The organism is Ruegeria sp. BG6 (assembly GCF_056538465.1).
The window spans coordinates 353,782-366,663 of the sequence record NZ_JBQFTB010000001.1; the positions used below are offsets into that span (position 1 = coordinate 353,782).

Below are 12,882 nucleotides of genomic sequence, written 5' to 3' on the forward strand. Positions count from 1 at the left end.
GGCGCTAGGGTGGCTTGCAGACGGGGGGTCCGTCGACAATGATGCAGCCCAGGTTGTTGAACGGGTAAAGGGTACACAGGTTTAAGTGTCCGCGAAACGCCAGAAAAAGGGGCTTCTGCCCCTTTTTCTTTTTAATGCACGCTTATCCGGCCGTAACTTCGAAAAACTCGGCAATTCTGGGTCTGAGCCAGCCCCAAAGCCGCGGAGCCCCGCGTTGAATGGGAACGCCCACCCGCTTTTCAATTTGTCCAAAAGTGACGTTGTAGTCGGCCCAGGTGCCGCCTTGGGTTTCCAGATTTCCAACCGGTGCCTGAAACCGGTCAACCGCCTTTGCGAACTGGGCGTCCGGGCTTTGCGCCGCTTCAAATTCTCGCCACAATGACTGGAACGTATCCCGTTGTGTTGCTGGCAAAAGTCCGAACAGACGTTCGGCTGCGGCTTCTTCCTCAGCGGCCTGCGCGGCGTGATCGACCTGTCCGTGGATTGGGTGATCACCGGCGTCGATTTCGACGATGTCATGCAGCAACAACATGCGCAGAACCCGATCGATTGACACAGATGGATCCGAGTATTCCGAAAGGACCCACGCGTAGAGCATGATGTGCCAGGAATGCTCGGCCGAGTTTTCGAACCTCGGATCATACAAAAGACGCGACGCGCGGTAGACAGTTTTCAACTGATCCGTTTCGGTGAGAAATGGTAGTCGGTCCCAGAAAGGATCGGTTTCTTCCAGATCTGTGCCATCCAGCATGGCCCGGGATCGTCGGAACGCAAAAGGAAATGCGGTTTCGAGATAGGCAGCGCGGCCGCCATCCAGATTGTCCTGCACAACGGTCAGGTGTTCGGGATCAGGGTTTGGTGCGCAGAGCACTTGAAACATCGGCTGGCACCGATCAAGGATTTTGGCAAAACGGGCATCAGGTGTCGCATCGGCCTCGAACTCCGCCCAAAGGGACAGGAACTCCGAGGCCTGATCGAACGGCAGCAAGCCAAAAAGCGTTTCGGCGGCAGCCCGTTCTGCCTGCTCCACCGCTGACCAATCTGTCGCCAGATGGATCGGATGATCGCCAACGATGATTTCGACCAGATCGTGCAGCAGAAGCATTCGGATGACGCGATCAATATCGACATCATCCTCAGCCAAGGGCGCCATCACCAAAGCCCACACCGCCAGATGCCAGCTGTGTTCCGCTGAGTTTTCCTGCCGGGACTGATCCAGCAGTGTATTTGCCCGATCAACTGATTTCAGCCTGTCCGCTTGTTTCAGAAACGCGATCTGTGCGGACAGTCTGTCAGTCATTGTTTTTCAATAGCCTTGAGTTTCGAGCGATGTGCGGACAGGTGTTTGACCAGGAATTGTCGCGCCTTTCGCTCGGCCATGCGGACCCGGATTTCGGTCAGGAACGCCTCTTCCAATGATTGGGAAGCCGCCGCAAGAACCTCGCCAACTTCCACAAAGAACCGGTCATTGCCGGTTTCATCCATAACCTTCAACGTATCTTCGGCCAGCCTTGCCGCCAGAGTGCCGATGGTGTCCGACATCAGCGGGTGTTCTCGGTCAGGCGGCGCTTTACATAGTCGGTTGTGGTGTCGATCAGCGTATCCATATGGCGGTCCTGGAAGAAGTGGTCTGCGCCTTCCACCTCGGTATGCGTGATGGTGATACCTTTTTGTTCGTGCAACTTGCTGACAAGCGAAGTGGTATCGGCCGGCGGCGCGACCCTGTCCGAGGTGCCGTTGATGATCAGGCCCGAAGACGGGCAGGGCGCCAGGAATGAAAAGTCATACATGTTTGCCGGGGGCGACACGCTGATGAAACCGGTGATTTCCGGGCGACGCATCAGCAGTTGCATTCCGATCCATGCGCCGAATGAAAACCCAGCAACCCAGCAATGCTTGGAGTTGTTGTTCATCGATTGCAGGTAATCCAGCGCGGATGCCGCATCGCTCAGTTCACCCACGCCCTGATCGTATTCACCCTGGCTGCGGCCGACGCCGCGGAAATTGAACCGCAACACGGTGAAGCCCATGTTATAGAACGCGTAATGCAGATTGTAGACCACCTTGTTGTTCATGGTCCCGCCAAATTGAGGATGCGGGTGCAACACGATAGCGATCGGTGCGTCTTTTTCCTTTTGCGGGTGGTAGCGGCCTTCCAGGCGGCCTTCTGGTCCGGGAAAGATCACCTCGGGCATATGTGCTTTAGTCCTGTCTTTGTACTACTGGCGGCCGGAAATACTTGACGGTTATCGTCGGACACCTTAGAACGGTTCTAATTACGTTGCATTGCGTATGACGCTGCCTGACGGAGATACGCATTGGTAGCGGCGGCGTCAATGATTTCGCACTGAACTTGCCACGAAGGAAAGTGAATGAAGCTGTCGACCAAAGGCCGCTACGCAATGGTTGCTCTGGCTGATATCGCTTTGCAGCCGACAGACGGGCTTGTGACTCTGGGTGAAATCTCTGAACGGCAAGACATTTCCCTGCCGTATCTTGAACAGTTATTCGTCAAACTCCGGCGCGCAGAACTGGTGGCTTCGGTTCGTGGACCGGGGGGCGGATACCGACTGGCACGCCCTGCGTCAGAAATCCGCGTTGTCGAAATTCTGGCCGCAGTGGATGAGTCCCTGGATGCTCTGCAAAAGGGCGCGGGCGCTTCGGGGGCTTCTTCGGGAAGCCGGGCCCAATCCCTGACCAACCGTCTGTGGGAAAGCCTCAGCGCGAATGTCTATGTGTTTCTGCATCAGACGCGTCTCTCGGATGTCATCAAGAACGATCTGGCACCGTGCCCGGCGGTTCCCAGTCTATTTGCGGTTGTGGACGAATAAAAAATGAGTATCTCGGGCGGCAAAACGGCTTGTGCTTCTAACTTTGAAAAGATGCATCTATGAATCGCATTTATCTGGACCATAACGCTACCACGCCGTTGCGGCCCGAGGCGCGCGACGCGATGATCGCGGCGATGGATGTCTGCGGAAACCCGTCATCTGTCCACGCGGAAGGACGTGCCGCTAAGGCGCTTGTTGAACGCGCACGCGCTCAGGTGGCAGCCGCATTTGGGGCTGATGGGGCCGACATCGTGTTTACTTCTGGCTCCACAGAAGGCGCTGCTTTGGCGTTGTCGGGGCGCGGACTGCACGGATCAGCAGTTGAACATGATGCCGTAAGATCTTGGATCGTTGAAGATTTACCGGTTCTTCCTTCGGGTGAAGTTAAAGTACTTGCACCCGAGAATTCGTGTCTTCAGCTGGCCAATTCTGAAACCGGTGTCGTGCAATCCTTGCCCGCAGGGCTGGCCGTAACGGATGCCACGCAAGCTTTTGGCAAACTTCCCGTGGCGTTCAACTGGCTGAATGTGCAGATGGCCCTGATCTCAGCCCATAAGATGGGTGGGCCCAAAGGGGTTGGTGCGGTTGTGATGAAACGCGGAACGGATCTGCCGGCCCAGATCAAGGGCGGCGGGCAGGAAATGGGGCGTCGATCCGGGACAGAAAATGTCATAGGAATTGCAGGGTTCGGGGCTGCAGCTGAAGCAACCGCGCGGGATCTGGCCAACGGCGTTTGGGATGAAATCGCAGAATTTAGAAATATTCTAGAAAACGCTCTTGAGGCCGGCTCCAAATCGACTATTTTTGTCGGAAAAGGTCATGAGCGCCTTCCAAACACATTGTGTTTCGCGTCGCCCGGTTGGAAGGGCGAAACGCAAGTCATGCAGATGGATCTGTCAGGATTTGCGGTCAGCGCGGGTTCGGCCTGTTCAAGCGGAAAGGTTCGGGCCAGCACCGTATTGACCGCCATGGGATATGACGAGGTGACGGCCGCCAGCGCGATCCGCGTGTCGCTGGGTCCTCGGACGAGTGAAGAAGATGTGCTGCGTTTCGCCGAAACGTGGCTTGAAAAAGAGAAAAAGCATCGCGCGCGTGCCGCGTGATCTGACGGAGGGTGTCATATGGCCGCTTTGGACCAGACCCAGGTAAAAGAAGGTGTTGATCAGGAAACCGTGGATGCGGTGCGTGAGGTCGGAACCTACAAGTACGGCTGGGAAACCGAAATCGAAATGGAATACGCGCCCAAGGGCGTGAACCCGGATATCGTCCGTCTGATCTCAGAAAAGAATGAAGAGCCGGAATGGATGACCGAATGGCGCCTGGCCGCGTTTGACCGCTGGACCCAGATGGACGAACCGACCTGGGCCATGGTCAATTATCCCGAGATCGACTTTCAGGATCAGTATTACTATGCCCGCCCCAAGTCGATGGAGGAGAAGCCCAAGTCGCTGGATGACGTCGACCCTAAGCTGCTGGCCACATACGAAAAGCTGGGTATCCCACTGAAAGAACAGATGATTCTGGCTGGCGTTGAAGGGGCGGAAGACGCCCCTGCAGAGGACCGCAAAGTCGCGGTGGACGCTGTTTTTGACTCGGTTTCTGTCGGCACGACCTTTCAGGCAGAACTGAAAAAGGCCGGTGTGATCTTCTGTTCGATTTCAGAGGCGATCAAAGAGCATCCCGAACTTGTCAAAAAATATCTCGGCACCGTGGTTCCGGTATCCGACAACTTTTACGCCACTTTGAACTCTGCCGTGTTCTCGGATGGATCGTTCGTATATATCCCCCCGGGCGTGCGCTGCCCGATGGAGCTGAGCACCTACTTCCGCATCAACGCGGAAAACACCGGACAGTTCGAGCGGACCCTGATCATCGCCGACAAGGGCTCGTATGTGTCCTACCTGGAAGGCTGCACTGCGCCGCAGCGCGACACCGCGCAGCTGCACGCAGCCGTGGTCGAAATCATCGTCGAAGAAGATGCCGAGGTGAAATACTCGACCGTTCAGAACTGGTTCCCCGGGGACGAGAACGGCAAGGGCGGCATTTACAACTTCGTGACCAAGCGTGCTGATTGCCGGGGCGACAGGTCCAAGGTGATGTGGACGCAGGTCGAGACCGGTTCTGCCGTGACCTGGAAGTATCCGTCCTGCATCCTGCGCGGTGATGACAGTCAGGGCGAGTTCTACTCGATCGCCATCACCAACAATTACCAGCAGGCCGATACCGGTACGAAGATGGTTCATCTGGGCAAGAACACCAAGTCGCGGATTGTGTCCAAGGGGATCAGCGCGGGTAAGGCTCAGAACACTTATCGCGGGCTGGTATCGATGCACCCCAAAGCCAAGGACAGCCGCAACTATACCCAGTGCGACAGTTTGCTGATCGGCGACAAATGCGGGGCCCACACGGTGCCGTATATCGAGGTCAAGAACAACTCGAGCCGGGTTGAGCACGAAGCGACGACGTCCAAGGTGGACGACGACCAGCTGTTCTACTGCCGCCAGCGCGGTATGGACGAGGAAGAGGCCGTGGCGCTGGTCGTCAACGGATTCTGCAAGGACGTGCTTCAGGCGCTGCCGATGGAATTCGCGATGGAAGCGCAGCAGCTGGTTGCCATTTCTCTCGAAGGCTCGGTTGGCTGATGGCTCGTAAGCCTGGCAAGTCCATCCGAAAGGATGACGTGTTGACCCTGTTGGGTTACGCACTCCCGGTTTTGGGCGGATTGCTGGGTGTTGCCTATGTCAACATCAATCACATGGACTTCATCAACCCGGTTTGGGCAGTCGGTGGAGGAGCGATCCTGGGATGGGTTGCTGTACGCCTCATGCGCCGGATGCTGGGATAGACATTGACTGGGGCTATCGGATGCCCCTTGCGGTACGCAAAAGGACAAAAAATGCTGGAAATCAAGAACCTGCACGTGAAACTTGAGGAAGAGGAGAAGCAAATCCTCAAAGGCGTCGACCTGACTGTCGAGGCAGGTAAAGTGCACGCGATTATGGGTCCGAACGGCTCGGGCAAGTCGACACTCAGCTATGTGCTGTCGGGCCGTGATGGTTACGAAGTGACCGAAGGATCGGCCATCCTGGACGGCGAGGATCTTTTGGAAATGGAACCGGAAGAGCGTGCCGCTGCGGGTATCTTTCTGGCGTTCCAGTACCCAGTCGAAATCCCCGGCGTCGGCAACATGACGTTCCTGCGCACTGCCGTAAACGCTCAGCGCAAGGCGCGCGGTGAAGAGGAGCTTTCGGCCGCCGACTTCCTGAAAGAAGTACGCGCCAAGGCGAAATCGCTGAAGATCGACGCGGATATGCTCAAGCGCCCTGTGAACGTCGGCTTCTCGGGTGGTGAGAAGAAGCGGAACGAAATCCTGCAGATGGCGATGCTGGAACCCAAGATGTGTATCCTGGACGAAACGGACTCGGGTCTGGACGTGGATGCGATGAAACTGGTGGCCGAAGGTGTGAACGCTCTGCGCGACGAAGGGCGTGGCTTCCTGGTGATTACGCACTATCAGCGTCTGCTGGACCATATCAAACCCGACGTCGTGCACATCATGGCAGACGGTCGGATCGTCAAAACCGGCGGCCCGGAACTGGCGCTGGAAGTTGAAAACAACGGCTATGCCGACATTCTGGCCGAGGTGAACTGATGGGGCTGCCCGAAGTTAAACAAACCGCGACCGAGGCGCGGCTGGCCAGTCTGGTCATGCCCGACGCCGGATGCACGCGTGCCGCCCGCGAAGATGCGCTGGCGCGAGTTCTGGAAATGGGCCTGCCGGGACGGCGCGATGAGTACTGGAAATACACGCGCCCGGACACGCTGATTTCGCCCGAGGCCCCTCAGGCCGCTCTGTTCCAGTCCGACGAGCCGTTGCTGTTCCATGATCTCGACCGTTTGAAAATCGTGTTCATCGACGGCGTGTTCAGCCCTGAAGATTCCGATGACCTGACACTTGAAGGTGTGACGATCGATCGGATCGGAGACATCTGCTGCAAAGATATCCATTGGGCCAAGGAGTTGTACGGCGTTCTTGAAGCGCGCGGGCAGACCCCGGTTCAGCGACCTCTGGCGGCGCTGAATACGGCCTTTGCGGCCGATGGTGTTGCGATTCACGTGACTGGCACGCCCAGCAAGCCAATCAGCCTGATCTATCAGCATGCCTCTGAAACCTCGGACGCCATGTTGCATCACATCGTGCGCGTCGAAAGCGGAGCCGAGGTGACCATTCTGGAAAACGGTCCGGCAGCTTCACGGTTTAACAAATGCATGGAGATCGACATTGCCGACGGCGGCACGCTGCATCACGTGCGCGCGCAGGGTCGGGATCATGAGCGCCGCGCAGCCACGCATATGTTCACGCGTTTGGGTCACGAGTCGGTTTACAAATCCTTTACTCTGACGGTGAACGGTGTTCTGACGCGAAACGAGCAAGTGGTCGAGCTGACGGGCGATGACGCAGTTGCTCATGTGGCGGGGGCCTGCGTCGGAGATGGTAATTTCCATCACGACGACACGGTGTTCGTGACCCACGACGCGGTAAATTGTGAAAGCCGCCAGGTCTTCAAGAAAGTCCTGCGGAATGGCGCAACAGGCGTGTTCCAGGGCAAAATCCTTGTGAAAGCGGGGGCCCAGAAAACTGACGGCTATCAAATCAGCCAGTCCTTGTTGCTGGATGATGACAGCCAGTTTCTGGCCAAGCCCGAACTGGAAATCTACGCCGATGATGTGGCCTGTTCGCACGGGTCCACATCGGGTGCGATTGACGAAACGGCCTTGTTTTACCTGCGTTCGCGTGGGGTATCGCTCAAAGACGCCACCAATATGCTGACACTGGCATTCCTGGCCGAAGCGGTGGACGAGATTGAAAACGAGGTGCTTGCCCAAGCCATTGTGACCCGTCTGGAAGGCTGGCTGGCGCGTCGCAGCTGATGCCTGTGACGACGGATATCGTGGCCACGTACAGGGGGCCGGGGCGTGTCATGCGCCGGCTTCTGGATATGGGGCCACGTGAAGACCGGGCGCTGGCTTTTGTCATGGCCTTCTGCACAATCGCCTTTGTCGCGCAGATGCCTGGAATGGCCCGGCGCGCGCACCTGGAAGGTGTCGAGCTGAACATGCTGCTGGGCGGCGCCTTGTTGGGGTCGGTTATCATCCTGCCATTGCTTCTGTATTTTGTGGCCCTTGTGTCTCATTGGGCGGCACGGCTTATGGGTGGGAACGGTTCCGCCTACGGCGCGCGGTTGGCTTTGTTCTGGGCTTTGCTGTCGTCCGCGCCGCTGGTTCTTTTGAACGGATTGGTGGCCGGATTTATCGGTCCGGGGCCGACCTTGTCCATAGTTGGGCTACTTTGGGTTGCAGTCTTTGTCTGGTTCTGGTTGTCAGGCCTCAGACAAGCACAGAGGCCTGAGACATGAACCTGAGTTTTCTGGGGAACCTCGCAGTGATGACTTTGGTCAGCCCGGCCGAGGCAGCCCGACGCTTGATCAAACTACGCCCAGGGCGCGAGATCCTGTGGCTGGCGTTTTTTCTGGCTGTCGTGCTCAACTCCATTGTGCAGTTCGGCCTTGACTACTTTGTGTGGCTGTCTGGCCCGGATGTGGCGCAGGCACCCGGTCCGGCCCTCATGAACCTGGTTACGTCAGCGGGTGCAATGCTGCTGAGCGTCGCGTCCTTTCTGTTTGTCGGACGACTTCTGGGCGGACGCGCCACGTTTGAAGACATCATGGTTCTGATGATCTGGCTGCAGTTCCTCCAGATACTTGCCTTGCTGGCTACGCTGGTCATTGCAGTGACACTGCCGTTTCTGATGGTTCCGATGTTGCTGGCAACGGCGTTGGTCAGCTTTTATATCACCCTGCATTTCCTGAACGAGGCGCATCAGTTCGCATCCTTGGGAAAGGCGTTTGGCCTGATCTTGCTGGCCGCGCTGATTGCGATACCTTTTGTCCTCCTCCTGACCCCAAGTGGGCCCGTATAGGGAATATGACCATGTATGATGTTCAGAGAATCCGCTCTGATTTTCCCATCCTGTCGCGAGAGGTGAATGGGAAACCCCTGACTTATCTGGACAATGGCGCCTCGGCGCAGAAGCCGCAGGTGGTGATTGATGCAGTTACCCGCGCCTATGCCGAGGAATACTCGAACGTGCATCGCGGTCTGCACTATCTGTCCAACCTTGCAACGGAAAAGTATGAGGCCGTCCGCGGCACGGTTGCCCGGTTTCTGGGGGTGGCGAACGAGAATGAGATTGTCCTGAATTCGGGCACGACCGAAGGCATCAACCTTGTCGCCTATGGCTGGGCCATGCCGCTCCTGAAAGCCGGGGATGAAATCGTTCTGAGTGTCATGGAGCATCACGCCAATATCGTTCCCTGGCATTTCCTGCGCGAACGTCAGGGCGTGGTCTTGAAGTGGGTCGATGTGGGCCCGGACGGCGGACTGGACCCGCAGGCCGTGATTGATGCCATCACACCGCGCACAAAGCTTGTTGCTGTGACGCAATGCTCGAACGTGCTGGGAACGGTCGTTGACGTGAAGGCGATCACAAAAGGAGCCCACGCAAAAGGTGTGCCTGTTCTGGTGGATGGCAGTCAGGGTGCCGTGCACATGCCTGTCAACGTTCAGGATATCGGTTGTGACTTTTACGCCATTACGGGGCACAAGCTGTACGGTCCTTCTGGTTCGGGTGCGATCTACATCAAGTCCGACCGCATGGCCGAAATGCGCCCGTTTATCGGCGGCGGCGACATGATCAAAGAGGTCAGCAAAGATCAGGTGATCTATAACGATCCGCCGATGAAGTTCGAGGCCGGTACACCCGGGATCGTTCAGACAATCGGACTGGGTGTGGCGTTGGATTACATGATGGATCTGGGGATGGAGAACATTGCCGCCCACGAATCCGCCTTGCGGGACTATGCCATGCAGCGTCTGACCGGCCTGAACTGGGTGCAAGTGCAGGGCACACGCCCGGACAAGGCCGCAATTTTCAGCTTTACACTGGACGGGGCAGGGCACGCGCATGATGTTTCGACCATTCTGGACAAAAAAGGCGTCGCCGTTCGCGCCGGTCATCACTGCGCCGGTCCGTTGATGGATCATCTGGGGGTAACGGCCACATGCCGCGCCAGCTTCGGGCTTTACAATACCACTGACGAGGTCGACACACTGATCGATGCACTGGAACTGGCCCACGATCTGTTCGCGTAAATCCTGATGACGGGCAACAGATTTGCAGTTGCACCCGGAACGGAACAAGGTTAGCTAACGGCCAAGGCACCTGTAGCTCAGCTGGATAGAGCGCTGCCCTCCGAAGGCAGAGGCCAGAGGTTCGAATCCTCTCAGGTGCGCCACCTCACTAAATTAGATGTACCGGGCTCATGGGCGTATAGCATTTCCGCAGCTAATGCTTTGTCCGAATTCCCAACGTGTTCGTGCCTTCAAAAAAAAAGAGCGCCCAAAGGCGCTCATCACTTCGAAATGGTACACAGTGGTTAGCCGCCCCAGCTGCGGACTTCGCCGCAGTCCATGTGGACAAAATTCGAGCGGTGGTATTTACCGACGCCCCCCGCGCGGCAGGAAATGGCGGCTTTGGCCATTTGCGAAACCGAGCGTGAAGACAACCGCAAGTCAGCGGCTTGGCCCTTCATGTGCAGGGAATTCTTGGCAACGCGGCGGGATTTCGATCGCAGCATCGCGTTAGTCTGAGGGGACCGGTAGCCGGACAACAGCATATAGGGTTCGTTGACATCCAGCAGGTTGTGAGATGCTGCCATGATGTCAATGGTGCGCAGGTCCATGGATTTGGACTGATCGGTACGCCAGTCGCGCATGAAGTGGTTCACTTCCTTGATGGCGTCTTTGATGTAATTGCCGTCAACCCAGTAAATCATGTCAATGCGTTCACCGGTGCGCCCGGAATACATGCGAATGCGGCGAATATCACCGCCGCCGCGAAGGAAACCTGCTGCATTGGAATAGGTCGGTGCGGCTACTACCGCTGTGGCCGCGAACGCACCCAATAGGGCACGCCGGGTCAAGCCCGAAGCACTGCTCTTGGTCATTTCGTTTTTCGTCCCGTACTAGTTCCTGCCTGCACACGATGTTACGTGCGCCGTATTAATTTTTTTCCCATCCCAGATGCGGAAGTTATGACACAGACGGATTCGTCCGCCAAGAAATCTTTCGGATACACCAATTCAAGGGGGAAATATCGGCAGGTTTTTGCGCAACTGATGCAGTGATGCATAAATTACAGAAGGTTAGGGAAATCACTTTCCAAGGCGATGCAATCACGCATCAGCAGATGTTAGAAGCGCAGATTTGATGAATTTGTGAATAGACAATCGGGCGGTCCGCCAATCATACTGGCTCGGTGCTGAATGTATCGGCGCAAAGCATTGAATAACCAAGGCCATCTCATGTTTTCTGTTTTCCGGACCTGTACCAGTATCCTCGCGACCGCCTGTTTCGCAGCAACAGCGGCCTTTGCCGATTCCGAGACAAACCCACCGACCGCCTTCCGCATGGCGGTTGCCGAGTCGTTGGATTCGGGGTCTTCGCTGGCTGAATATTACAAAACAAACGGGTTTTCGCCGATCTGGGCCGGGCAGACCGAACAACATGCTGAACGCCGGGCCGCTTTGATTAAGGCCCTGTCCAATGCCGCGTTCCACGGGTTGCCGGATGCGCGTTATGATGTCCAGGCTCTTCTGGACCAGATGCGCGCTGCCCGTTCCCAGAGGGACTTGGGTGCTGTCGAAGCGGATTTAAGCCGGGTTTTCCTGCGTTATGCTACGGATATGTACTCGGGCGTGTTGAGCCCTTCACAGATTGACGATGGTTTGGTGCGCGAAGTCGATCGCAGGTCGCCGCAGGAACATTTGCAAGGTGTCGCATCAGCCACAGGGGCGACGTACATAGAACAGCTGGTGCCAGAGTCCCTGCAATACCGGTCTTTGCTGAAACAGAAAAAGGTTCTTGAAAACCTGGTTGAGCAGGGCGGTTGGGGGCCGACTGTACCGGTTGCAAAACTCGAATACGGTGATACCGGACCCAATGTCATTCGGCTGCGTGACCGATTGGTGGCTATGGGTTACCTGAGACCAACCGCCAGCCCGGAATTTGATGCCGCAATGCTGGGGGCCGTGCGGGCGTTTCAGACTGCCCATGGGCTCGAAGCGGATGGCGTTGCCGGAAATGGAACCCTGACCGAAATCAACCGTCCGGCCAGCGACAGGCTCAAAGCTGTCTACGTCGCGCTTGAGCGGGAGCGTTGGTTGCCACACTCACGAGGCGCGCGTCATATCTTGGTGAATCAGGCGGACTTCTCGGCGAAGATCGTGGATGAAGGTCAGGTATCATTTGAGACGCGGGCCGTAATCGGCAAGAACACCCATGATCGGCGCAGTCCCGAATTCTCGGACATGATGGAACACATGGTGATCAACCCGAGCTGGTACGTACCACGCTCGATCATCACCAAGGAATATTTGCCAAAACTTCAGTCCAACCCTAATGCGGTCGGTCACATCCAGATCACGGATCGAAGTGGCCGTCAGGTCAATCGTGGCGCCGTGGACTTTACGCAATTCACTGCACGGGATTTTCCGTTCGCGATGCGGCAACCACCCAGCAAAAGCAATGCGTTGGGCCTGGTGAAGTTCATGTTCCCAAACAAGCACAACATCTATCTGCATGATACGCCGCATAAAAACCTGTTTGCCCGCGAGGTTCGCGCTTTCTCGCATGGCTGCATCCGCCTGGCGCAGCCCTTCGAGTTCGCCTATGCCTTGCTGGCCCGGCAGGAAGAGGACCCCAAGGCTTTTTTTCACAGGGTTCTGAATACCGGCAAGGAAACAAAGGTAAACCTCGCGCAGTCGGTTCCTGTTCACATCATCTATCGGACGGCGTATGTCGGTCCAAAGGGTGAAGTTCAGTACCGCCGGGATGTCTACGACCGCGATCGCAAGATCTGGGAGGCTCTGCAAAAGGCAGGGGTGGTCCTGCCGGACGTTCAGGGGTAATCACTGGGGCAAGTCCTGATACA

14 protein-coding genes and 1 tRNA gene are annotated in these 12,882 nt (G+C 56.8%); 11 read left to right on the forward strand and 4 right to left on the reverse strand.

The genetic code is table 11. The features are described from left to right. Nucleotides 1-142: 142 nt before the first annotated feature. Genes ACR0JW_RS01750 through ACR0JW_RS01760 form a run of 3 tightly spaced genes read right to left on the reverse strand, consistent with a single transcriptional unit; the run spans nucleotide 143 to nucleotide 2,195 of the window. Nucleotides 143-1,300 (reverse strand): HD domain-containing protein, encoded by a 1,158-nt coding sequence (locus ACR0JW_RS01750; protein ID WP_170677195.1) that lies wholly within the window; start codon nucleotides 1,298-1,300, stop codon nucleotides 143-145. Further along, nucleotides 1,297-1,542, reverse strand: coding sequence for a hypothetical protein (locus ACR0JW_RS01755; protein ID WP_170614995.1), 246 nt, complete (start codon nucleotides 1,540-1,542; stop codon nucleotides 1,297-1,299). The genes ACR0JW_RS01750 and ACR0JW_RS01755 overlap by 4 nt, the downstream gene beginning before the upstream one ends. After that, nucleotides 1,542-2,195, reverse strand: a complete 654-nt coding sequence (locus ACR0JW_RS01760) for an alpha/beta hydrolase (protein ID WP_170614996.1) — start codon at nucleotides 2,193-2,195, stop codon at nucleotides 1,542-1,544. The genes ACR0JW_RS01755 and ACR0JW_RS01760 overlap by 1 nt, the downstream gene beginning before the upstream one ends. 177 nt (nucleotides 2,196-2,372) lie before the next feature. On the opposite strand from ACR0JW_RS01760, the gene iscR reads away from it, so the two are divergent. The 10 genes from iscR (at nucleotide 2,373) to ACR0JW_RS01810 (ending at nucleotide 10,186) form a co-directional block, all read left to right on the forward strand. Then, on the forward strand, nucleotides 2,373-2,831 hold the full coding sequence (gene iscR / locus ACR0JW_RS01765; RefSeq protein WP_170614997.1) for a Fe-S cluster assembly transcriptional regulator IscR: 459 nt from the start codon (nucleotides 2,373-2,375) through the stop codon (nucleotides 2,829-2,831). Between the two features lie 59 nt (nucleotides 2,832-2,890). Next, nucleotides 2,891-3,934: a cysteine desulfurase family protein gene (locus ACR0JW_RS01770; RefSeq protein WP_170677193.1), complete on the forward strand. Its 1,044-nt coding sequence runs from the start codon at nucleotides 2,891-2,893 to the stop codon at nucleotides 3,932-3,934. Nucleotides 3,935-3,952: 18 nt separating this feature from the next. Further along, complete coding sequence (gene sufB / locus ACR0JW_RS01775) at nucleotides 3,953-5,473, forward strand: Fe-S cluster assembly protein SufB (protein WP_170677191.1); 1,521 nt, start codon at nucleotides 3,953-3,955, stop codon at nucleotides 5,471-5,473. Next, a complete protein-coding gene (locus tag ACR0JW_RS01780; RefSeq protein WP_170677188.1) occupies nucleotides 5,473-5,676 on the forward strand; it encodes a hypothetical protein in 204 nt (67 codons plus the stop codon). The genes sufB and ACR0JW_RS01780 overlap by 1 nt, the downstream gene beginning before the upstream one ends. A gap of 51 nt (nucleotides 5,677-5,727) precedes the next feature. Further along, nucleotides 5,728-6,483 (forward strand): Fe-S cluster assembly ATPase SufC, encoded by a 756-nt coding sequence (sufC, locus tag ACR0JW_RS01785; protein WP_170824529.1) that lies wholly within the window; start codon nucleotides 5,728-5,730, stop codon nucleotides 6,481-6,483. Next, the gene (locus tag ACR0JW_RS01790) at nucleotides 6,483-7,763 is read left to right on the forward strand and encodes a SufB/SufD family protein (RefSeq protein WP_480713529.1); all 1,281 of its coding nucleotides are present in this window, start codon (nucleotides 6,483-6,485) and stop codon (nucleotides 7,761-7,763) included. The genes sufC and ACR0JW_RS01790 overlap by 1 nt, the downstream gene beginning before the upstream one ends. Then, on the forward strand, nucleotides 7,763-8,248 hold the full coding sequence (locus tag ACR0JW_RS01795; RefSeq protein ID WP_170677182.1) for a YIP1 family protein: 486 nt from the start codon (nucleotides 7,763-7,765) through the stop codon (nucleotides 8,246-8,248). Before ACR0JW_RS01790 ends, ACR0JW_RS01795 begins: the two co-directional genes overlap by 1 nt. After that, complete coding sequence (locus ACR0JW_RS01800) at nucleotides 8,245-8,811, forward strand: Yip1 family protein (protein WP_170677180.1); 567 nt, start codon at nucleotides 8,245-8,247, stop codon at nucleotides 8,809-8,811. The genes ACR0JW_RS01795 and ACR0JW_RS01800 overlap by 4 nt, the downstream gene beginning before the upstream one ends. Before the next feature lie 11 nt (nucleotides 8,812-8,822). After that, complete coding sequence (locus tag ACR0JW_RS01805) at nucleotides 8,823-10,043, forward strand: cysteine desulfurase (protein WP_170677178.1); 1,221 nt, start codon at nucleotides 8,823-8,825, stop codon at nucleotides 10,041-10,043. A 66-nt stretch (nucleotides 10,044-10,109) separates the two neighbouring features. After that, a tRNA-Arg gene (locus ACR0JW_RS01810) sits at nucleotides 10,110-10,186 on the forward strand. 141 nt (nucleotides 10,187-10,327) lie between these two features. On the opposite strand, the gene mepK is transcribed toward ACR0JW_RS01810, so the two are convergent. Next, a complete protein-coding gene (gene mepK / locus ACR0JW_RS01815; RefSeq protein ID WP_170677160.1) occupies nucleotides 10,328-10,897 on the reverse strand; it encodes a peptidoglycan L,D-endopeptidase MepK in 570 nt (189 codons plus the stop codon). 357 nt (nucleotides 10,898-11,254) lie between these two features. Here mepK and ACR0JW_RS01820 point away from each other — a divergent pair, with 357 nt between their 5' ends. Beyond that, nucleotides 11,255-12,859 carry a L,D-transpeptidase scaffold domain-containing protein gene (locus ACR0JW_RS01820; RefSeq protein WP_170824536.1) on the forward strand — a complete coding sequence of 535 codons (1,605 nt, stop codon included), beginning with the start codon at nucleotides 11,255-11,257 and terminating at the stop codon, nucleotides 12,857-12,859. Nucleotides 12,860-12,882 lie beyond the last annotated feature (23 nt).